The organism is Bradymonas sediminis, assembly GCF_003258315.1.
Lineage (GTDB): Bacteria > Myxococcota_A > Bradymonadia > Bradymonadales > Bradymonadaceae > Bradymonas > Bradymonas sediminis.
Genome location: NZ_CP030032.1, coordinates 4,818,617 through 4,839,395, shown reverse-complemented (window position 1 = coordinate 4,839,395; position 20,779 = coordinate 4,818,617). Strand labels below are relative to the sequence as shown.

Sequence of the window (20,779 nt, the reverse complement as noted above, 5' to 3'; positions counted from 1 at the left end):
CCCATCCCGGGCCGGTTAAATACGTGAGGTACGCCCAATGTGTCGGCTTTTTGGATTCCGCTCGGTCATCGACAGCCAGGTGCATCGCAGCCTTTTGGACTGCGATAACGCGCTGGTCCACCAGAGTGAGCGCCACTGCGACGGCTGGGGCGTCGCGTATTATGTGCACGGCGTGCCCCATATGATCAAAAGCGCGCGCAGCGCCATCGAGGACAACCTCTTCGCGCGCGTCAGCGGCATCGTGTCGGCGCAAACGGTCGTGGCGCACCTGCGCCTGGCGACCGCCGGGCGCAACTCGATGGTCAATTGTCACCCCTTCCAATTTGGCAGCTGGATCTTTGCCCACAACGGGCAGATCCCCGACTTTCAGACCCACCGCGACGCCCTGCTCGGGCATATCGACCCGGATCTTCGCCGCTTCGTGCTCGGCGACACCGACAGCGAGGTCATCTTCTATATGCTGCTCAGCGTCTTGCGCCGCTGCATCGATCTGGCCGACCCGAACCCGCCGATCGCCTGCATTCTCGACGCCACCGAGCAGACCATCGCGACGATTCACGCGCTCACCGGACAAAATTGCTATGAGTCCAGCCAGCGCGAAGACCTCTATCTGTCGTTTATCTTGACCAACGGTCAGGTGATGGTGGGGCATCAGGGGGGGAAACCGCTCTTTTTTAGCACCCACAAAAATCGGTGTCCGGAGCGAAATACCTGCCCGAGCTTCGGGCGAAGCTGCGAGATGGCGGTGCGCAGCGGGCCGGTCAATCACCTATTGCTGACCAGCGAGCCGCTGCGCGGCGATAATGTGTGGAGCGACATGGCCCCCGGCCAGACCGTCGCGGTCGACCGGGAGATGAACCTGCAGATCTTTGAGAAGAAGACCGCCGAGCCGATGTCGGCGTCGGCGTGATGCGCCCCGCGACCGCCTTAGACGCTCTCCTCGAGCTCTTCGATGGCCTCCTGGATCTCGTCGCGCGGCATGTCGACCTCCTCCAATAATTCGTCGGGCAATTTCAGCAGCCCGTTATAAAAACGAATGCCGCGCTGGGCGTGGTCGGTCGGGTCGTCAGCCAGCGCCACCGCCGCGAAGATCGCGTCTTCGGCGTGGTCATAGCGCTGCAGGCGCGCCTCAATCTCGAAAATCTTTCGCCACACCTCGGCCTGCTCGTCTTTACTGAGCACGGTGGACACCTTGCGCGTGCGCAAAACCGCGCGCATCAGCGCGTTCGAGCCATCTTCCTCATGCGACAACTCGCAGCCCAGCCCGTTCTTCAGGCACAGAACCCCGAGCTCATAGCCACGCTCGGCGGCCTGGGGGTGCCCCTGGGACTCGCTGAGCTCCGCGTAGCGCAAAAAGAGCCGGCCAACCTCGGCGGCCAGGCGCGGGTCGAAGTCCTCGATCATCTCCTCGGGACGCACGAAGAGCAGCTCGCGGCGAGTGCGGAACACCTCGGCCAAGACGCCTTCGAGCTCGAAGAGCGCGCCGGGCTCATCGGTGATTTCGACCGACTTCTTGCCGTCGGGACCCAAAAAAATCCCGGCATAGGAATCAGCCAATTGCTTCATCATGCGAAGAAGAAAATCCTGTCGAATGCCCATCAATGATCCCTAAAAGAGGAAGATAAATTGCCCGTCGAACTTGTAGGACGCCCCCAATTATCGCGCAAGAGCGATTTGCGCGGGCGTCGGCCACCCAAAATCGCGCGCGCGCATATGGAGTACGGCCGAAATCTATGCTAGCTCGAAGGCAGTGAATCACTATTCATTTCACATCCCACGAGGCCATAAATGACGAAGCAACCCGCGAAATTAGAAACCCGCTTCACCGAACAAGTCGGCATCGAAGTGCCGCTTATCTGCGGGGCGATGTACCCCTGCTCAAACCTGGAATTGATCGCCGCGGCCTCGGAAGCCGGCGGCATCGGCATCATCCAGCCGATCTCGTTGATGTTCGTGCACGGCCACGATTTGCGCGAAGGCATCCGAGAGATCCGCAAATTGACCGACAAGCCGATCGGCTTCAACGCGCTGGTCGAGCAATCCTCGCAGGTCTACGAGGATCGCATGAAGAAGTGGGTCGACATCGCCATCGAAGAAGGCGTGCGCTTCTTCATCACCGCGCTGGGCTCGCCGGATTGGGTGGTCAAAAAAGTCCACGCCGTCGGCGGCGTGGTGTACCACGACGTGACCACGCTCAAGTGGGCAAAGCGCGCGATTGAAGGCGGCGTCGACGGGTTAATCTGCGTGAATAAACGCGCCGGCGGGCACGCCGGTGAAGAGTCGCCGCAGAAGCTTCTGGCCGACCTCAAGGCCCTGGGCGTCCCGCTGATCTGCGCCGGCGGCATCGGCGACGAAGCGCAATTTATCGAGGCCCTCGAGATGGGCTATGACGGCGTGCAGATGGGCACCCGCTTCATCGCCACCACCGAGTGCAGCGCGCATATCGACTACAAGCACGCGATCCTCGAGGCCGAGGCCGACGATATCGTGTTGACCGAGAAGATTTCGGGCATCCCGGTCGCCGTCATCCAGACCGAGTACGTCAAAAAAGTCGGCACCCACGCCAGCTGGCTGGCCAAAAAACTGCTGCAACACCCCAAGGGCAAGCATTATATGCGCGGCTATTATACCCTGAAATCCCTGTGGCAGCTCAAGAGCGCGTCCACCAAGGGCATGAATTATAAGGACTATTTCCAGGCAGGAAAAAGCGTCGACGGGATCACGAAGATCGAATCCGTCGCCGATATCGTCAGCCGCTTTGCCGACGCGGTGCGCGCGAAAGCGCCGGTGAGCGCAGAGGCGGAAGATGACGTCGAGGCCGACGCGACCACCGAATAAATAGACGCCTTAGGCGCGCCTTTTTGCGGGGCGCGCCTAAGGTTCCACCGCCCGAGTCTCGGCCTGCATGGCGCCGGCCGCCTCTCCCAATCCCGGCTCGCTGGCCACCACCTGGCTGCCAAATAGCGCGTCGAGCCAGTCGCGCAGCCGAGCGTTGATCGCCACCGCCCAGGCCCCCAGGCGCGTGCGCTCCAGGAGCAAATAGACCGACCCGGCCAGCATCCCGCCGGCCAGGACATCGACCACATAATGGTGGGTCAGATAGACCGCAAAGAAGCACATCGCCAGCGCGTAGCCCCAGGCCAACAGGCGAAAGATCTTCTTTCGCGTCCACAGGGCCACCCAGATCGGCGCGGCCGCGTGGAGCGAGGGCATCGCCCCGAAAACATACGTTGACTGCTTATAAAGGCCTTCAAAATGCGGGGTCCCCAGCCAGACATCGACCCGCGCGAGTCCGGCGGGGCTTCCGAGCAGCGGCCCCTCGAGGTTCAGCGTCGCCGGCGCGACCAGCCCGTGCGCCTCGACATACCAGGGCGGCGCGACCGGAAAGAGCGCCCAGCAGGCCATCCCGACCCCGTTAAAGATCAAAAAACCCCAGAAATATTTATCGACCCGCAACGCGGGCGCCTCATTCTCGCGATAGCTGCGCCACCAGAGATAGACGCCGAAAATAATGACCGACGGGATGTGGGTCGAGTACCAGAGGCCGCCGGGCAAATCGAGAATGAGTGAATTATGCTGGGCAAAGAAATCAACCGGCCCGAGCGCTCCTGTGCTGGGGCTCATCCAGCCAAATAGCCACGCTTCCAGACGATAAATCGCGGCGCTGGGGGCCATATCATAAGAGCGATTTAGGAGCAGGCGCATCAGGTCATAGGAGAAGCCAAAGATCGCCGCCGGCCACACCGCGACCGCCAACGAGCGCGTTACCCGAGAAGCCCCGAGCAACACCAAGAATAGGAGAATGAGCCCCCAATGCTCGACGCGCAGGGGGTTCATCCACCCGTAGAAAACCAGGAGCACTACGAGCAGGCATAGCGCGGCGAATCGTTTATCGAAAATACCGCCGATTCGGGGTCCTTTCATGGTGACCTCCGCGGCCTCTTCAGGGGTTACTCGCGCGGATACGCGCTCTCGGCGACCAGGATGCTCTGAATAAGAAGGTTCACACCTAATATCGACCCCAATCCGAAAATTGCGACCATCCCGAGGCTAAAGAGCCCGTTATGTTGGGCGAGTAACAGCGTGCCAAAGCCGAGCATTGAGGTCAGATAAGCCACTGATATTGCACCCATAAGATGAAAGTGTGAGCTCAGATATTCGCGGATCTCCCCGGCCTCCTCGCCCCTATAAATTCGGCGCCCCTTTAGAAGGATATGAAAGCTCGCGTCGACCCCCAGCCCGAGCCAAACCGGCAGGGCGACGATATTCATAAAGTTAAAATGCGAGCCGACCAGCCCGTTTATGCCCAGCGCGACCAGAAGCGCGAGCGTGAGGGTGCAAAGCTGCAGAATAAAGAGCGTGAAGTCGCGAAGCAGCAACACCGATAATAGAAGGAGTCCGAGCAAGGTGATCCCGAACATCCACAGCGCGTCGTCTTTGGCGGTATGAACGATATCTCGGAGCAAAAAAGACTCCGAGATCGCGCCATATCCCTGCCCGGGTTCGGCCCCTGGCAGGTCGGCGAGGATCCGCGCCCAGGCATCGATCACCTCGACGGTCTCCAATTCAACCGCCGGAAAGACGAGCACCACCCCCTTCGACTCCGAGTCGAGCCGTGAGAATTGGCGCCGAATCTCGTCGGGAATATCGCCCTCTTTAAGCGGCTTCGCGCGCAACACCTGCTCGACCTCATCGAGGTGACGCAGAAGCGCCTCGTCACGCTCATCCTGCGGTACTTCCTCCAGGCGGCGCGCAATCTGAGCGAGTACTTTGCGTTTCTCGGCCACATCGGTGGGCAAAAAGGTCTCGAGCGAGAGCACCTTATCGACGAGCGCAGGCCCCTTATGACGCGCGACGCGACGCTCCAACTCCTCGACAACCTGTACGCTCCCCTGCGCGGAATCCGTGAGGATAAGCGTAGGCGTCTGCGACTCGCCGAGCATCGCGTTGATCCGCTCGTCGAGCTCCCAGGAGGGCGCGGAGGTCGACTGGAGCACCGAGAAATCCTGGTTTAATCGAAGCCTCGGCAGCCCGATGGCCGCCGCGACGACGAGCAAAAATAGGAGCAGACGGGCGATAAGTCCGGCGCGGGCGAGCCGGGCCATCGGCATCCCAACCGGACCGTCTTGCAGCCACGAGAGCAGTCGCATGTCGAGGTTCTGCGCGTCCTTCGCGCCCTCGCCGCTCGCCGCTTCGCGCGCCCGTTTTGGGCCCGGCCGCGCCGTCAGATTGATACCCCTGCGCTCCGCCACGCCCACCGCACAGGGGAAGATCAGCAGATAGGCGAGAAGTATGAGCGGCAGCCCGCCCACCGCGATCACCCCGAATTCATAGAACGCCCGGAACCCTGAAACCATCAGGCTCCCCAGCGCGATCATTGTCGTAAGCGCCGCTGCCATATTCGCCCGCCCGGTCGACGCCAACATCTCAAATAGCGCTTCCTGCGGCGCTAATTTCTGGCGCAATTCGCGAAATCGGGAGAAAAAATGAACGCCATAGTCGGCCCCCAAACCGATCAGCACCGCCCCCAAAAAGGCGGTCATGATATTGAGGCTACCAAAGGCGATCGACGCCCAGGCGAAGGTCCAGATCACGCCCACCACCAGCGGCGTAAGCACCAAAAAGGTCGCGCGAAAGCTGCGCAAATAGAACCACAGGAAGAGCAATAACACGCCTAACGCTACGCTGGTCGACACTGACAAGTCCCGCTTGAGCATCTCCTCTAGATCGACGCGTTTTTTATAGCGGCCGGTCAACCCGACGCGAATTTTCGGCCCCCCTGCGGCCGCAATGCGCTCGGCGCGGCCGGTCACGATGCGCTCCACATCATCCACCAAAGACGAGGCTCTCCCCAGATCGGATGGAGGAAAGTCCGGATAGACAAAGAACGCCAGGAAGCCGCCATCCTCGGCGATATAATAGGGCGATTGGGCGAATTCAGGGTATTTTTCGGCGAGGCGCTCCTCATCGAGCAACTCGGGCATTGGGTCGCCGGAACCAGATTGGGTCGCGTCCGCCGCGTCGTCGGCCTCATCGTCGAGCCCCACAAAGAGCGGATTTGCGCGCGCCTCCGCCTGGTCGAAGCGCTGATTCAAATAGGCCTGGGCGTCCCGAAGATCCTCCATCTGGGCGAAGAGCAATCGGTAGCCTTTGAGCGAATCCAGGGGCCGGCGCACCTCGACATGCTCGACACCTTCGACGTCGCGCAGCAAAACTGCATATTCTTCGGCGAGCTTCTTAAGCGCTACCGGTGGGCGCTTCTGCGCCCCAATCGCGGTCGGGATTGATAGAATATTCGGGCGCGAATCGGCAGGAGGCTCTATCTCCAGCACCACGGTCAGTCGACCGATTTGCCCGCCATAAGTTTTTTCGAGAAGTTCGAGACCCGCAACGCTGGGAGCGGTTCGCGGCAACAAACGGGTGATATCGGCCTCGATATCGAGTTGAGACGCCAAGAAAAGTGCCCCGGCAGTGAACAACCCGAGCGCGAGCAATATCTGCCAGGAAAAGCGTCTGCAGAAGTTTAGATACAACCGCAACACGCCCATCTGTTTTCTCCCCTCGTCTCGATGGAATCTCAGCGCCGAAAAGTCGTCATTTGCTCGCCTCAACTTCGTCCGCGGATGGGGCGGTTGTACTTCGTGCCCCGAGCCCACCGAAGACAACGTAGCGCGACAGCGGATAGGTCCAAAAGAGCCAGATCACCCCCTTCGACAGCGCCCAACCCACCGAGGCACCGACCACCGTCCCCATCGCCCCGACCAGGATGGTGGTAAAGGTCCCGTGGGCAAGCGCGCCCAACCAACTCACAACAAAATAGGTCAGCGCCGATTGCTTTAGCGGCGCATTAAAACGCCCAAACACCCAAAATCGACTCAGCGTATAGTGGACACCGCCACCAAAAATCGCGGCGATTGCAGCGGCGAACCCGACGGAGAAAACCCCATTGCGGACCAGGGTCCACAATAATATCGAGTAGACGAGCGCATCGATGAGCGTAGCAGCCACGCTTGCCAGCGATGCACCGCCGAGATCGCGAAGGTATCGGTTAGAAAACGTCATAAGCGCGTCGGGAGCAGAAGTCTGAGTACGCCGGTCGGCGCGCGAGCCGGAGGAATCCGGGCGCGCGTACGACCTTTAACGCATGGCCTCAGCCCCGGATTCCAGCGCAACCTCGCTGGCCAACGCTGCACCGGTGTGCCCACGAGCAATTTTCGCGTCTTTTGCATTCGCTAACCCTGGATAATCGCGATGGTTATTGGGGTCATCGCTTAGTGCTTTGAACGCCCAATCAGCGCGCCGAAGCGCGGTGATCGTGCTTAAGAATGCGAGGATCCCCACGCCGAGCACCGCGACCAGAGAGACCGAATTATCAGCCGTCGCTGGTTGAAATGCGCTCACGATCGGCGCCGCAAAAAGAGTGATAATGAGCCAGAATGTGCGCTCAGGACGCTGCATCAAGCCGATGGAGCAATCCACGCCGAGGGCCTCGGCGCGCGCGCGCGCGTAGCTGATCAGCAGCGATGCGGTCAGCGCCCACACGGATAGCCAAGTGAGAGGGCCGCCCGCACCGTAATAGGCGAGTCCGCCGAAGACCACGCACTCGGCGCAGCGATCCGCGAAGGAGTCCAGAAACGCCCCGCTCTTCGAGCCGATCTCAAGGTGACGCGCGAGCAACCCGTCGAGCAAATCGAAGGTCGCCGCGGCCACGAGCAACCAGGCGCCCAGCATCAACGAGCCCACGGCCAGCGCCCCTCCGGCAAATATCGCCAGGGCAAGCGCCCCGAGCGTGAGATGATTGGGCCGCACTCCCCAGCGCCCCAGCCGCTCGATCACCGGGGTGATCAGCCAATACCAGTAGGCGATCAACACCCGCGGCATCAGCAAGGACCCCTCCCGGCGCAGCGGCGCTTCGGCGTCAATGGGACGACGCAAAAAGACGACCAGGAGCCCCACGAGAACCAGCGCGAGCGCAATGCCGGGCGTAAGCTTCGCCAGCAATTCGGTCCATCTTGGGGGGCCCATGGTCTCTCTCGGCTTGAGGGTCAACGCATCGCAACTCCATGATGCTCGGGGGGTTTATCGATCGGAGCGAAGCTCCCGGGAGTCCGTATTCGGCAAGATCGCCGGGTCCCACGGATGGTCCACGCTGACATCCGCATCGGCCAGGATGCGCAATTGCGTAAAGAGCATGCGCTCCTGAGCCATCAGCGCGTGCACGACACCCTCGCCGGGGTCGGCCTGCGGGCTCTTGAAATAATAGGACAGCCAGGTCTGATTGCCGCTCTGCCCCTTGCGTTGCGCCAGGTCAGCCAGCAGCGCAAGATCCAGGACCAGGGGCGCTGCAAGAATCGAGTCGCGGCATAGGAAGTTGACCTTGATCTGCATCGGATAGCCCATCCACCCGAAGATATCGATATTATCCCAGCCCTCTTTGGCGTCGCCGCGCGGCGGATAATAGTCGATGCGCACCTTATGGTGCATATCCCCATAGAGTTGGGGATTCTGGTCCGGGCGAAAGATCGAGTCGAGCACCGATAATTTACTCTCCTCTTTGGTCTTAAACGAGCCGGGATCATCGAGGACGAGACCGTCTCGATTGCCCAGAATATTGGTTGAATACCAACCACTTACGCCCAGCTGGCGACTGGCAATACCCGGCGCCAGGATCGTCTTCATCAGCGTCTGGCCCGTCTTAAGGTCGTGGCCGGCGAAGGGCACACCGTATTGCTCGGCCATCTCGACGAGCGCCGGCGTATTCAGCGCGCGGTTTGGCGCGCTATTAATAAACGGCACCCCCGCCTTGATATGGGCATAGGCGTAGATCATCGTCGGGCTGATGGCGTCATCATTGCCGCGAAGTCCGGCCTCAAAGGCCTTGAGCGACGCATGGACGGGTTCGACGTCCACGAAGACCTCGGTCGAGCCGCACCACACCCCGACCGCGCGCGCGCAACCGTTCTGCGCCATAAAGCGCTCGATATCCGCGACGAGCGCCTCCGCCGCGTCCATCTTGGTCTTATACTTCTTGACATTTGGGCCGGTGATATTTCGCACAAAAGCCGGGTCAAAGACCGCCTTCATCGGCCGAATCGCCTCAAGCTCCTCCTGAAGCGGCGCCAGAAAGTCCCGGGTTAAAACCCCCGCGTTGCACGCGGCTTCGTAGCAATTATCCTCGAAGATATCCCAGCCGCCGAAGACCAAATCATCCAATTCGGCCAGGCCCACGACATCCTTAATCCGCGGCGGCATCGCGTCGGGCGCGTCCGCAGACACCGGCATGCGCCCCAACTGCGTCAGGCTGCCGATCGGCGCCCCCAGACCACGCCGGGCCGCGATGGCCCCCGCGATAAAGGTGGTCCCTACCGCCCCCAATCCGGGCAATAGAACCGCCAATTTTCCGCCTGTTTTTCCGTTCGTCGAATAATCCGCTTGTCTATTCACAATTGACCTCTCGAGGCGGGCATTGATGCCCATTGGTGGCAGCCGATCCCCCGCGCGTTTCCCAAGATTACCCCTCTAAGCGTCGGCGCCGGCAGTATTCAACAAGCTAGAACCCGCCCAGCGCTTTCCAAGTAATTATTTTCTCCCCCTCTATCTTGTCTCCACACCGCGCGCTGCTTCACGCACCCGCCCCGCGCCGCGCCGCGCCGCGCGCGCTGCTCGCCCCTAAATTCGATTTATTTGTTGCCCTCTCACACTCGGTGCCCAAGTTTGCCGGTCAAGGACGTAAAACAAGGGAAATGCCTCGACGCTCAGGGCGAATCGCGCTCGCGACATATCAAGCTCCACGGGTCCGCAACCCACGCTTATATGAACCGGCCATCGCTGCGCGACTATTGCTCGCGCGCTCGCCTACTATAGGCCTGCCTTTAGCCATCCATAAGATGGGTGCGCGCCGCGCTAGATTGCCCCCAGTTTTATCCTTCGCTTTCGCGGAGTGTCCGCCGCTTCATTAACGCCGATCTAATTCTCTTCAAGGAGCTCGCACCCCTATGAGTGATATCGCGATTGAAATGCCCGAAGGTATAAACATAACCGGACCGATCACCGAAGAATACGCAGATATTCTCAGCCGCGATGCGCTTGAGTTTGTGGCGAACCTGCACCGCAAACTCAACCCTCGCCGCCTCGAATTGCTCCAGGCGCGCAGCGAACGCGACGCGAAGCTCCAGGCCGGTGAGCGCCCCGACTTTCTCGCCGCCACCGCTGACGTGCGCGCGGGCGATTGGAAGGTCGCCCCCATCCCCCAAGCGCTGCAAAAGCGTCACGTCGAGATCACCGGGCCCGTGGACCGAAAGATGGTCATCAACGCCCTGAACTCGGGCGCCGACACATTCATGGCCGACTTCGAGGACTCCAACTCCCCCACCTGGTCAAATAACGTGCTCGGCCAGCGCAACCTGCGCGACGCGGTGCGTGGCACCATCGAATTTGAACATCCCACCAAGGACAAGACCTACCGGCTCAATGACAGCGTCGCGACCCTGCTAGTGCGCCCGCGCGGCTGGCACCTGGTCGAAAAGCATATGACCGTCGACGGCGACGAAGTCAGCGCCTCACTCTTCGACTTCGGCCTCTATTTCTTCCACAACGCCTCGGCGCTGTTGGCCAAGGGAAGCGGCCCGTATTTCTATCTCCCCAAGCTCGAAAGCCACCTTGAAGCGCGTCTTTGGAACGATGCCTTCTGCCAAGCACAGGACGCCCTGAAAATCCCGCGCGGGAGCATCAAGGCGACCGTCCTCCTCGAAACGATCCTGGCGGCCTTTGAGATGGACGAGATCCTCTATGAGATCCGCGAACACGCCGCCGGGCTCAACGCCGGGCGCTGGGATTATATCTTCAGCGTGATCAAGAAATTTCGAAGCGCCGAGGAGTTCCTGCTCCCGGACCGCTCCCAGATCACCATGGGTGTTCCCTTTATGCAGGCTTATGCCGAACTGCTCGTTCAGACCTGTCATAAACGCGGCGCCCACGCGATCGGCGGCATGGCCGCGTTTATCCCGAGCCGACGCGACGAAGCCGTCAACGAAAAGGCGCTGCGCAAGGTCGCCGAGGATAAAGAGCGCGAGGTCAGCCAGGGCTATGACGGCACCTGGATCGCCCACCCCGACCTGGTGCCCATCGCCCGCAAACCCTTCGACAAAAAACTCGAGGGGCGCCCCCATCAAAAGTCAGTGCTCCGCGAAGACGTCGACTGCAGCGCCGAGGACCTGCTCAACACCGACATTAAAGGCGGCAAAATCACCGAGGCGGGCCTGCGCCTCAACATCAACGTCGGCATCCAATATATCGCCTCCTGGCTCGCCGGGCAGGGGGCGGCCGCGATCTACAACCTGATGGAAGACGCCGCCACCGCCGAGATCTCGCGCTCACAGGTCTGGCAATGGATTCACCATCCGGCCGCCCGCCTGGATGATGGCCGCGAGATTACCCCCAAACTCTATAACGAAATCGTCCCCCAAGAGCTCGAGAAGATCCGCACCTTATGGGGCAAAAATTACGACGCTCAGCTCTTCGAGAACGCCCGCGTACTCTTCGACAAGCTGAGCCTCGAAGATGAATTCGTCGAGTTTCTAACCCTGATCGCCTACGAGAAGCTGCCCTAAATTGCCGGCGATAATGGCGTCAATTGTCAGAATATACCTGAAATTAAGTCGTCGATAGCGACGCAAGGAGATACCTCATGACGTATCAAGGAAAATCCGCAGCGCAACTCGAAGCCGATTGGAACGAAAACCCGCGCTGGGAAGGAATCGAACGCCCCTACTCGGGCAAGCAGGTTGTTAATCTGCGCGGCTCAGTACAAATCGAGCATACCCTGGCAAAGATGGGCGCAGCGAAATTATGGGAGCGTTTTCAAAATAACGCTCCAGTCCGCGCGCTGAGCGCGGTGACCGGCAATCAGGCCGTCCAGGAGGTCCAGGCGGGCCTTCAGGCCGTCTATGTCAGCGGCTGGCAGACCGCCGCCGACGCCAACACCGCCGGGCAAATGTATCCCGACCAGAGCCTCTATCCGGTCGACAGCGTGCCGACGCTCGTCACGCGCATCAACCAGGCATTGCAACGTGCGGACCAGATCCAATCCATCGAGAAGAAGGGAAATATCGACTGGTACGCACCGCTGGTCGCCGACGCCGAAGCAGGCTTCGGCGGCAACCTCAACGCCTTCGAGTTGATGAAGTCGATGATCGCCTCGGGCGTGGCTGGTGTTCATTTTGAGGACCAACTCTCCTCGGCCAAAAAATGCGGCCATATGGGCGGCAAAGTGCTGGTGCCGATCAGTGAGTTTCGCAATAAATTGGTCGCCGCACGCCTTGGCGCAGACGTCGCAGGGACGTCAACTTTGCTCATCGCGCGAACCGACGCCGAGTCGGCAAACCTGCTGACCAATGATATCGACCCCCTCGATGAGCCTTTCATCAGCGGCGGTCGCACCTCCGAAGGCTTCTATAATATTCGCGGCGGCCTCGAATACGCCATCGAACGCTCACGGGCCTACGCGCCCTACGCCGACCTTTTATGGTGCGAAACCAAAACCCCCGACGTTGGCCAGGCGCGTGAGTTCGCCGCGGCGATTCACGAAAAATACCCGGGCAAAATGCTCGCCTATAACTGCTCGCCCTCCTTTAACTGGAAGCGCCACCTGGATGAAAAGACCATCCGAACCTTCCAGGAGCAGCTCGGCGAGATGGGCTATGTCCTTCAATTCGTGACGCTTTCGGGCTTCCATGCGCTCAACACGGCCATATTTGAGCTCGCCAAGGGCTATCGAGAGCGCGGCATGGCGGCCTACTCGGAGCTTCAGGAGCGCGAGTTCGATCTCGAGAAATCCGACGGCTACCGCGCCATCAAGCACCAGGCGTTCGTCGGCGCCGGCTATTTCGACGAGGTTCAGCTCACCGTCACCTCCGGCGAGAGCCAGACCGTCGCGCTGAAAGGCTCCACCGAAGAAGATCAGTTTGACTAAAGTCGACTTCGATTAATGGCGGTCGATCGCCGAAAAAAATCCCCCGACGGCCTCTGCCCGTCGGGGGATTCTTTTATGATACGCGCTCAAAAGCCCACGAGTGTCCGTGAGTTCGCAACAACTCGGCTCTATTCAGCTCTATCCGCCAATCCGAATAACCACCTTCCCGAAATGCTTGCCCGCCTTCAAATACCGCAACGCCTCCGGCGCCTCGTCGAAGTCGAAGACCCGGTCAACCTGTGGGCGAACCTCGTGGGCGCGCATGGCGCGCATCATATTCTCGAGCATCTCCCCGCTCCCCACGAAGATCCCCTGGACACGAATTTGATGCATCAGAATCGGCACAATATTCAGGTTCTGACTGGCCCCGCTAAGCACACCGATGACGCTGATCTCGCCGCCGTAACGCACTGCGGCCATCGATTGCTCCAGGGTCTTGGCGCCGCCGACCTCCAGAATATGGTCCGCGCCGCGCCCGCCCGTGAGTTCGCGCACGGCTTTGCCCCATTTCGGCTCGCTGCGATAATTGATGCCGTGGCTTGCGCCCAGCGCCATCGCCCGGGCGAGCTTCTCGTCGGAGCTCGACGTGATGATGACTTCGGCGCCCAGCGCTTTGGCGAATTGGAGCCCGAAGATGGACACGCCGCCGGTCCCCTGACAGACCACCACGTCGCCCGCCCGCACCGAGCCCGTCTCGGCCAGCGCGTTCCAGGCAGTGAGCGCGGCGCATGGCAGGGTCGCGGCTTCTACAAAGCTTAGATAATCCGGGAACTCCACGGCATCTTCGGCGTCGACCACCATATACTCGGCCATCGCCCCGTCGATCGGCCCGCCCAGCGTGCGCTTGAATTTGTCGCGCGACGGCGCGCCCGAGCGCCAACCCTGGGCAAAGCATGGAACGACGCGCGCGCCGACCTTCAGATTCTCGACGCCCGCGCCCACCTCCACTACCTCGCCTGCGCCATCCGAAAACGGAATCAGCGGCAGCGGTTGGCGCGGATTATATTGCCCTTCGATCATCATCAGATCGCGAAAATTTGGCGCCGCGGCCTTCATCGCGATGCGAACCTGACCGGGGCCGCAGACCGGATCGAGGCGCTCGGATTGCACAAAATTGTCGAGCCCGAATTCACCCTGAATCTCATAAATTTTCATCTCGATCGCTCCCTGTCTAAATTCCTGGCTAGAAATTGGTGGCGATAAACCCGATGCCCAACGTGGCCGGAAGACGCCCCTTCACACCCAGGCTAAATATCCACTGGTCCCGCAAGTCGATTCGCGAGTAGGAGGTCTCGGCAAAAAGCCCAAACCCCGTTTCGCCCCAGGTGAACCCGCTGCCGCAAAACGCGCCCTCGTTATTGGCGCTGTCATCGCCAAGGGCACGATATGCGGCTGGCTCGTCGGACCCGTTGAGCGTGCACCCGCTGAAATCCTCGGTGCCAAAACTGAAGCCCTCGAAGGAAACTTGCAGCCCGGCTCCATGCCCGACCGCATCGGTATGTCCCCCCAAAAACGCCTGCCCGCGAAGGCGCAGGCCGACACGGGCGCGCGTCGCGTCGCCAAACGCCCAATCCAAAAATCCCGGGTGATCAACCGGATGCAATAGCGCGAGGTCGATATGCGGCCCGTGGTTAAAACGATGACTCGTCGCCGGCATCAGATGGTAGCCCGCACCCAGGTCAAATGACCGGGCACCCATCGCAGGGAACGCCTGCAGCGGCATGATCGACGCGCTCATCGGAAACGCTGCGCTGACATCCTGCGCATCTGACCGCGCCTCCTCGCGCACGGCCGCGCCCACCGACGCCTCAAGCTGAATAGGCGGCGTCACCCAGGCGATCGGGATACAACCGCTCGCAAGCATCGCGATCGCCGCGGTGAGCCCTAAAATGACAGAACGCCTCCGAGAATTTTCAGGCTGGGTCACTTCGCAACATCTCCATCAATAGCAAAAGCGCGAAGGCCTGCACGGGCGCTTCGACCGCGCGTCAGGGCGCGCCCAATATTTCTAAATACCGCCGCGTCGCTTCACTGGGGTCTTGTGCGCTCAAAATACCACCCATCACCGCCACGCCAAAGGCGCCGACCTCCCGGCAGTCCTGGGCGTTCTCGGGCGTGACGCCGGCCAACGCGTAGACCGGGATCGAGAGGGTCGCGCAGAGATCGCCCAGGCGCTCCAGCCCAAGCGCCGGCCCGTAGCCGGGCTTGGACGCGCTCTCAAAGATCGGGCTAAACGTGACAAAGTCGGCGCCTTCTTTTTCGGCGGCCAACGCCTCGCCCAGCGAGTGGGTCGACACGCCTACGCGCAGCCCCCCCTCTTTTAGCTCGGCCACCGCGGGGCCGCGCGCGGGCCGGTGAATGCCGGCGACGCCCAGTTCGTGGGCGATCGCCGCGCGGGTGTTGATAAAAACCTGCGCCCCCGCGCTGTTGGCCAACGGCACTAATTCTTCGGCGACTTCGCGAAAATCCTCGCCGCTCAACTGTTTGGCGCGCAATTGAATCATGCGCGCGCCGCCCGCCAACACCGCCTCGAAGGTGGCGCGAAGCGCAGGCAAGTCGGCCTGCGCCTGGGGAATGTCGAATATTAGATAGAGCCTCGAATACTCCATGGCACTCCTATCTCACCGGGTTAGCTGTCTTTCCACTGCACCATGCCCGCGGTCGGCGAGGACGCCTGAGCGTAGTGGCGCCGCGGGATTCGCCCGGCGACGTAGGCCGAGCGCCCCGCTTCGACCGCCTTTCGGAACGCGTCGGCCATCACCACCGGCTTCTTCGCCCCCGAAATCGCCGTGTTCAACAGCACCCCGTCGCACCCCAACTCCATCGCAAACGCCGCGTCCGAGGCGGTGCCGATGCCGGCGTCGATGAACATCGGGACCTCCAACAGGTCGCGGATAATGCGCAAATTATAGGGGTTCTGAATGCCCATGCCGCTGCCGATCGGCGAGCCAAGCGGCATCACCGCGGCGCAGCCGGCGTCCTGTAATTTGCTGCATAGGATCGGGTCGTCATTGCTATAGGCCATGACATCGAAACCCTCGCTCACCAGTTGGCGCGCCGCCTTGAGCAGCTCCTCGCCGTCGGGCAACAGCGTCTCGTCGTCGCCGATCACCTCGAGCTTGATGAGGTTGGTCTGCAGCGCCTCCCGGGCGAGTTGGGCGGTGAAGACGGCGTCGCGCGCGGTGAAGCAACCCGCGGTATTGGGCAAAATCGTGCACTCGTCGGCCAACAGGTCGAGCACCCCCGACTCCTGGGACGCCGCCAGGTCGATACGCCGAATGGACACCGTCACCATCTCGGCGCGGCTCGCGCGCACGCAATCCAGCATCACCTGAAAATTCGCGTAGCCCGCCGTCCCGATCACCAGGCGGCTGTCGAACTCGTGCGCCCCGATGACCAGTTTATTGTCGTTCTTTGGTGTTTCGCTGCTCATAATTTCTATCTCACCCACCTTGAGTTGCGCGAATGACTTCGACGTGGTCGCCGTCGGCGACCGCGTGTTTCTCCCATTGGCTCTGGGGGATAACCGCGTTATTAAGAGCAACCGCCACGCCTTTTCGCTGCGTGATATCCAGATGCCCGAGCATCTCCCGGATCGTAAGTTGCTCCGCCTGAAAAGACTTATTTTCGCCATTTATGATAAGGTTCATCGTGATTTCCTCCGCTTCACAGTGACAACCCATCCATAACATAGCACCATCCGGCGGTCAGTCTGCAATGGGACTGTTCTTTTGCCTCGATAAACATGACCCCCAACCGTCGTATGAACCAGACAAACAAGCCCGAATCCCCCGCAGACGACGCCGAAACCTCGCCCACCGAGGCCCCCGCGCCGGGCGAAAAGCCCGCACGCAGCGTGGGCAGCCGCATGGGCATCGCCGCGCTTATCCTGGCGGCGAGCATCTTTTTAAGCCGTATTTTGGGCTTTTTGCGCGAGGCCGTGATCGCCTATACCCACGGCGCAAGCTACGCCACCGACGCCTACTACGCCGCCTTCACACTCCCCGATCTCATGTCCTACCTGCTCGCCGGTGGGACGCTATCGGTGACTTTCATCCCACTTTTCTCAAGTTATATCTCGCGCGGCGAAGAAGAAGCCGGCTGGCGGATGTTCTCGACCATCGCCTCGACCATGGGCGTGGTGGTCGTGGCGTTTGTGATCGCGCTGGAGATCTTTACGCCCTATCTCATCCCACTTGTGAACCCCGGCTTCGTCAACGACCCGCGCCAATTGGAGCTGGCGATTCAGATGACGCGCATCGTGGTGCCGGCGCAGATGGCGTTTTATCTGGGCGGCCTGCTCCAGGCGACCCTCTTTGTGCGCGAGGTCTTCTGGCCCGCCGCGCTCGCCCCGCTCGTCTATAATGTGTGCATTATCCTGGGCGGGCTGCTGCTCGAGCCCTGGCTGGGGATTCAGGGGTTCGCGGTCGGCGTGGTCGTGGGCGCGCTTCTCGGCCCGCTGCTTTTGCCGGTGTGGGCGGCCCGAAAAGAGATCAAATTCAAGTTCCGCTTCGACCCCTTCGACAAGGATTTTCGCACCTTTGTGCTGCTCGCCCTGCCGCTGATGGTCGGCGTAAGCCTGGTGACCGTGGACGAGTGGCTGCTCAAATATTTCGGCTCCCTGGCCCCCGACGGCGCGATCAGTTGGCTGAATAACTCGCGCAAGATGATGCTCGTGCTCTTCGCCGTGATCGGCCAGGCCGCCGGCCAGGCGGCGCTGCCGTTTCTGACCCGCCTCTACCACCAGGGAAAAGAGACCGAGATGGGCGCCATGCTCGCCAGCAGCCTGCAACGCGTGGGGTTTTTGTCGATGCTGGGCTCAGCCGGGCTCATCGTCATCGCCGAGCCCATCATCTGGCTGGTCTTTAAACGCGGCGCCTTCACCGCCGCCGACGCCGCGCAGACCGCCAGCCTGATGGTCATCTTCGCCGCCGGCCTGGCCGCCTGGGCCATCCAGACCCTGGCCACCCGCGGGTTTTATGCCCGCCAGGACACCATCACCCCGATGGTCATCGGCACGGTGGTGGTCCTGGTGTCGCTGCCCATTTATTGGTGGCTCTACGGCGCCTACGGCGTGCTCGGCCTGGCCGCCTCGACCACCATCGGCATCACCCTCAACGCCCTGGCGACCCTGGGCGTGTACCGCGTCCGGGTCGGCGCGCTGCCGCTCAAGCCGATCGCCGCGGGGATCCTGCGCGGCGCGCTCTTTGGCGTGGCGTGCGGCGCCGCCGCCTGGGGCGCGCGCCACCTGCTCGCGCCCTATCTCGACTTCCGCCTGCCCGTCGAAAATATCGCCCTGCTCATCGCCATGGGCGCCGCGTTCTTCGCGGTCGGCGCGCTGATGGTCGCCCTGCTGAACCCGCCGGAGCTCGACGCCATCCTGGGCCGGCTGCGCCGGCGGTTTGCGCGGGGCAAGACCGCCCCGTAAAGCCGGCCATCGCGCCAAAATGCGACTCGATGCCCAGCCGACAAGCTCGTATTTCGCCGCGCCGTACGCCTTTATGCGGGCGAGCCGCCCACGCTCCATATCGAGCATCGTCGACGGTGCGAGTTCACCCCCAAATACGTCGATGCTCCATCGCCAGGCACGGGGGTAGACCCCGAAAATTATGATGCTCTATATTCTCGGCTAAGCCTCGGCAGGCAACCGGCGAGATGCTGCATATTGTCGGCCGAGCCTCGGCGGCCCCGACGACAATGGGATAACGGCGCGCGTCGGGCTCCACCCCCGCGCCTCGTGATGCTCTATATGCCCGCCTCGGGGTCCCCCCCCTTAGGCCAACCCCATCGCCACAAAAAAGCCCCGGGACACCTCCTTCGAGGTGTCCCGGGGCTTTCCGCTTCAGCGCCCAAACCGGCGCCTCAACTCAGGGGCTGTTGGGCTCGCCCGGGGTCGAGATCATGAAGCTGCGGTAGTCTTCGGCCACGTTCGCGCCGCCCTGCGGAAGCGAGCAGGCCTTCCACGAGCTCGCCTTGGTGCCGTCACCGATGGTGCCGTCGGCCCCGATGATGCGCTCCATCGACAGGTTATGCACCACCACATTATTGCCGCTGCCGCCGACGATCTTACGCCCGCCGTAGAAGGGCACGCCGCCGTCGCCCGCGCGGTCGATGACCTCGCCGGTGGCGTCGCGCAGGTCGAGCTGCATCTCGGCGTTCTTAAGGTTCAGGCTCAAGAAGCGCGGGTCGTTGGCGATATTGAGCACGAAGTCCGGGTTCAAAAACGCCTGGTTTCCGCGCTGCGGGTCGCCCTCGGTATAGGGGGCGGAGTTATGGTTGAGCAGCAGGAAATATTCCTTCGGCCCGATGACCGTCCCCGGCGTGAACCCGACCTTGAAGTCGTAGCCGTTGGTGATGGTCCACATCGACAGGTTGATGGCCCGATCGGTCGGGTTATATAGCTCGATAAACTCATCGTTGCTCACATCACGGCGGAAGTTGCCGGTGTGGTCGCTGATATCAAGCTGCCCGTTCCAACCGTCCCACTGGACCTCGCTGAACACCACGTCGCCCGGGCCCACTTCTTTGGAGCACGCGGGTTTGGGGTCGTCCATATAATAGCAAAGCCCGCCGTCGATGCTGCGGCTGATGCCCCAGATCTCGTTATAGACCTCCATATAGGCGTTGGTGATGCGCTCGCCGCGAAGCACCATAAGCACCTCGTCGTTGGAGATCGTCGCCGACGACGACCAGTTGAAGCTGCCGGTGATAACGCGCGCGTTCGGGGTGCCCGCGTCCAGGATCATCGTCTTGGTGTGCAGACGTCCACCGCCGGCCTGATAGTCACCGGGGAGCCGCGAGTTCTCGTTGCCCTCCAGGCGCATCGGGATGCCGAAGGCGTTCATGCGGTAGCCCTCGTGGTATTGGCCGTTGCCGTGAATCTGGCTGCGGTCAAGCACGCCGACGACCTTCTTGGGCCACTCGAGCGGGGATTTCTCCTTCCAATCCGGGTCCAGCAGTCCTGCGGCCGCGGCTTCCTCGTTCTCACGCTGGAATTGGCGGTGCTTCTCGAGGAATTTGCTGCCGACCTGGTCCTTGGTGAACGCGAAGATCTGGAAGTGAATCGAGGTGTCGACCTTGTCGAGCTCCTCGAGGATCTTACCCATCGCGTCTTCCTGGGGCGAGAAATAAACCTCGACCTCGGTGTCCCCGACGGTATAGCTCTCGCCGTTATTGATCCGCTCTTTGGCGCTCGAGAATTTACCCTCGAACATCTGGTTGAACTCCGCCAAAAAGTCCTGCGCCAGCGGGACCGAGTCGGTGAAGATCCAGTTATTATTATTGCGGTCAAACCCGGTCGACGTGATATTTCCTGTCCCCACAAAGACGAAACGCCCGTCAATGATGAAGAACTTATTGTGCATAATGTGGAATTGGTTGCCGGCCTGCATCGGGATCTGGTTCTCGACGAACGCGCGGTAACCAGGGCCGTTATAGTGCAGGTGGCGCGCGTCGCCGACGACGCGAACCTTGACGCCGCGCTTGTGCGCGCGCACCGCGGCCTCGATGATATTGGTCTTCGACAGCCCGTAAGTGCACAGGTCTAGGGAGACCTTGGCTTCGTCGAATTGCTGCACGACGAATTCACTGGAGAGCCGGTTTTGCTCGGTCCCAGCGCGGGTTCCCGGCGAGTTGAAGAAGGGCTGAATCGTCCCCTCAAGGTTCTCGCGGTCCACGGGGTCGTCGTAATTACAGCTCGCGCTGCCCAATCCAACCAGGAGCAGCGCCGCGGCGCAGATCAGCGCGCGCGACAGCTTCGCGGGGTGGTTCGTCTGACTCGAAAGATATTTTTTCATCGTATCGCCATTT

Annotated in this window: 17 protein-coding genes; 5 read left to right on the top strand and 12 right to left on the bottom strand. The window is 61.3% G+C overall.

What is annotated here, in order from left to right:
• The first annotated feature begins 37 nt into the window (after positions 1 to 37).
• Complete coding sequence (locus tag DN745_RS18335) at positions 38 to 910, top strand: class II glutamine amidotransferase (RefSeq protein WP_111337208.1); 873 nt, start codon at positions 38 to 40, stop codon at positions 908 to 910.
• A gap of 17 nt (positions 911 to 927) precedes the next feature.
• On the opposite strand, the gene DN745_RS18330 is transcribed toward DN745_RS18335, so the two are convergent.
• Positions 928 to 1,599, bottom strand: a complete 672-nt coding sequence (locus tag DN745_RS18330) for a DUF6483 family protein (RefSeq protein ID WP_111337206.1) — start codon at positions 1,597 to 1,599, stop codon at positions 928 to 930.
• A gap of 189 nt (positions 1,600 to 1,788) precedes the next feature.
• On the opposite strand from DN745_RS18330, the gene DN745_RS18325 reads away from it, so the two are divergent.
• Complete coding sequence (locus DN745_RS18325; RefSeq protein ID WP_111337204.1) at positions 1,789 to 2,838, top strand: NAD(P)H-dependent flavin oxidoreductase; 1,050 nt, start codon at positions 1,789 to 1,791, stop codon at positions 2,836 to 2,838.
• A gap of 36 nt (positions 2,839 to 2,874) precedes the next feature.
• On the opposite strand, the gene DN745_RS18320 is transcribed toward DN745_RS18325, so the two are convergent.
• The 5 genes from DN745_RS18320 to DN745_RS18300 form a co-directional block, all read right to left on the bottom strand.
• Positions 2,875 to 3,924 (bottom strand): phosphatase PAP2 family protein, encoded by a 1,050-nt coding sequence (locus DN745_RS18320; protein ID WP_111337202.1) that lies wholly within the window; start codon positions 3,922 to 3,924, stop codon positions 2,875 to 2,877.
• Between the two features lie 26 nt (positions 3,925 to 3,950).
• Entirely contained in the window at positions 3,951 to 6,455 is a 2,505-nt protein-coding gene (locus tag DN745_RS18315) for an MMPL family transporter (RefSeq protein WP_162687783.1), read from the bottom strand.
• A gap of 139 nt (positions 6,456 to 6,594) precedes the next feature.
• Positions 6,595 to 7,062 carry a GtrA family protein gene (locus tag DN745_RS18310; RefSeq protein ID WP_111337198.1) on the bottom strand — a complete coding sequence of 156 codons (468 nt, stop codon included), beginning with the start codon at positions 7,060 to 7,062 and terminating at the stop codon, positions 6,595 to 6,597.
• Positions 7,063 to 7,137: 75 nt separating this feature from the next.
• A complete protein-coding gene (locus DN745_RS18305; protein WP_111337196.1) occupies positions 7,138 to 8,025 on the bottom strand; it encodes a CDP-alcohol phosphatidyltransferase family protein in 888 nt (295 codons plus the stop codon).
• 54 nt (positions 8,026 to 8,079) lie between these two features.
• Positions 8,080 to 9,444: an inositol-3-phosphate synthase gene (locus DN745_RS18300; RefSeq protein WP_204355038.1), complete on the bottom strand. Its 1,365-nt coding sequence runs from the start codon at positions 9,442 to 9,444 to the stop codon at positions 8,080 to 8,082.
• A 572-nt stretch (positions 9,445 to 10,016) separates the two neighbouring features.
• Between DN745_RS18300 and aceB the strand changes: the two genes are divergently transcribed.
• Positions 10,017 to 11,609, top strand: a complete 1,593-nt coding sequence (aceB, locus tag DN745_RS18295) for a malate synthase A (RefSeq protein ID WP_111337800.1) — start codon at positions 10,017 to 10,019, stop codon at positions 11,607 to 11,609.
• Between the two features lie 77 nt (positions 11,610 to 11,686).
• A complete protein-coding gene (gene aceA, locus DN745_RS18290) occupies positions 11,687 to 12,970 on the top strand; it encodes an isocitrate lyase (protein ID WP_111337192.1) in 1,284 nt (427 codons plus the stop codon).
• 138 nt (positions 12,971 to 13,108) lie between these two features.
• Here aceA and DN745_RS18285 read toward each other — a convergent pair whose 3' ends face one another.
• The 5 genes from DN745_RS18285 to thiS all read right to left on the bottom strand — a co-directional run bounded on the left by DN745_RS18285 (position 13,109) and on the right by thiS (position 16,620).
• Positions 13,109 to 14,125, bottom strand: a complete 1,017-nt coding sequence (locus DN745_RS18285; RefSeq protein ID WP_111337190.1) for a zinc-dependent alcohol dehydrogenase family protein — start codon at positions 14,123 to 14,125, stop codon at positions 13,109 to 13,111.
• A 28-nt stretch (positions 14,126 to 14,153) separates the two neighbouring features.
• Positions 14,154 to 14,834, bottom strand: a complete 681-nt coding sequence (locus DN745_RS18280; RefSeq protein ID WP_111337188.1) for a hypothetical protein — start codon at positions 14,832 to 14,834, stop codon at positions 14,154 to 14,156.
• Positions 14,835 to 14,958: 124 nt separating this feature from the next.
• Positions 14,959 to 15,579, bottom strand: a complete 621-nt coding sequence (locus DN745_RS18275; RefSeq protein ID WP_111337186.1) for a thiamine phosphate synthase — start codon at positions 15,577 to 15,579, stop codon at positions 14,959 to 14,961.
• 20 nt (positions 15,580 to 15,599) lie between these two features.
• Positions 15,600 to 16,403 carry a thiazole synthase gene (gene thiG / locus DN745_RS18270; RefSeq protein ID WP_111337184.1) on the bottom strand — a complete coding sequence of 268 codons (804 nt, stop codon included), beginning with the start codon at positions 16,401 to 16,403 and terminating at the stop codon, positions 15,600 to 15,602.
• Between the two features lie 10 nt (positions 16,404 to 16,413).
• Positions 16,414 to 16,620 carry a sulfur carrier protein ThiS gene (gene thiS, locus DN745_RS18265; RefSeq protein WP_111337182.1) on the bottom strand — a complete coding sequence of 69 codons (207 nt, stop codon included), beginning with the start codon at positions 16,618 to 16,620 and terminating at the stop codon, positions 16,414 to 16,416.
• Positions 16,621 to 16,733: 113 nt separating this feature from the next.
• Here thiS and murJ point away from each other — a divergent pair, with 113 nt between their 5' ends.
• Positions 16,734 to 18,398 carry a murein biosynthesis integral membrane protein MurJ gene (murJ, locus tag DN745_RS18260; RefSeq protein ID WP_162687782.1) on the top strand — a complete coding sequence of 555 codons (1,665 nt, stop codon included), beginning with the start codon at positions 16,734 to 16,736 and terminating at the stop codon, positions 18,396 to 18,398.
• A gap of 439 nt (positions 18,399 to 18,837) precedes the next feature.
• Here murJ and DN745_RS18255 read toward each other — a convergent pair whose 3' ends face one another.
• Positions 18,838 to 20,766: a phospholipase D-like domain-containing protein gene (locus tag DN745_RS18255; protein ID WP_162687781.1), complete on the bottom strand. Its 1,929-nt coding sequence runs from the start codon at positions 20,764 to 20,766 to the stop codon at positions 18,838 to 18,840.
• Between the last annotated feature and the right edge of the window lie 13 nt (positions 20,767 to 20,779).

Coding starts and splice junctions, on each gene's coding strand:
- DN745_RS18335 (WP_111337208.1), top strand. CDS start 38: ATGTGTCGGCTTTTTGGATTCCGCTCGGTCATCGACAGCCAGGTGCAT.
- DN745_RS18325 (WP_111337204.1), top strand. CDS start 1,789: ATGACGAAGCAACCCGCGAAATTAGAAACCCGCTTCACCGAACAAGTC.
- aceA (WP_111337192.1), top strand. CDS start 11,687: ATGACGTATCAAGGAAAATCCGCAGCGCAACTCGAAGCCGATTGGAAC.
- DN745_RS18285 (WP_111337190.1), bottom strand. CDS start 14,125: ATGAAAATTTATGAGATTCAGGGTGAATTCGGGCTCGACAATTTTGTG.
- thiG (WP_111337184.1), bottom strand. CDS start 16,403: ATGAGCAGCGAAACACCAAAGAACGACAATAAACTGGTCATCGGGGCG.
- DN745_RS18255 (WP_162687781.1), bottom strand. CDS start 20,766: ATGAAAAAATATCTTTCGAGTCAGACGAACCACCCCGCGAAGCTGTCG.
- murJ (WP_162687782.1), top strand. CDS start 16,734: ATGAACCAGACAAACAAGCCCGAATCCCCCGCAGACGACGCCGAAACC.
- DN745_RS18305 (WP_111337196.1), bottom strand. CDS start 8,025: ATGGGCCCCCCAAGATGGACCGAATTGCTGGCGAAGCTTACGCCCGGC.
- DN745_RS18330 (WP_111337206.1), bottom strand. CDS start 1,599: ATGGGCATTCGACAGGATTTTCTTCTTCGCATGATGAAGCAATTGGCT.
- aceB (WP_111337800.1), top strand. CDS start 10,017: ATGCCCGAAGGTATAAACATAACCGGACCGATCACCGAAGAATACGCA.
- DN745_RS18275 (WP_111337186.1), bottom strand. CDS start 15,579: ATGGAGTATTCGAGGCTCTATCTAATATTCGACATTCCCCAGGCGCAG.
- DN745_RS18310 (WP_111337198.1), bottom strand. CDS start 7,062: ATGACGTTTTCTAACCGATACCTTCGCGATCTCGGCGGTGCATCGCTG.
- DN745_RS18280 (WP_111337188.1), bottom strand. CDS start 14,834: ATGCTTGCGAGCGGTTGTATCCCGATCGCCTGGGTGACGCCGCCTATT.
- thiS (WP_111337182.1), bottom strand. CDS start 16,620: ATGAACCTTATCATAAATGGCGAAAATAAGTCTTTTCAGGCGGAGCAA.
- DN745_RS18320 (WP_111337202.1), bottom strand. CDS start 3,924: ATGAAAGGACCCCGAATCGGCGGTATTTTCGATAAACGATTCGCCGCG.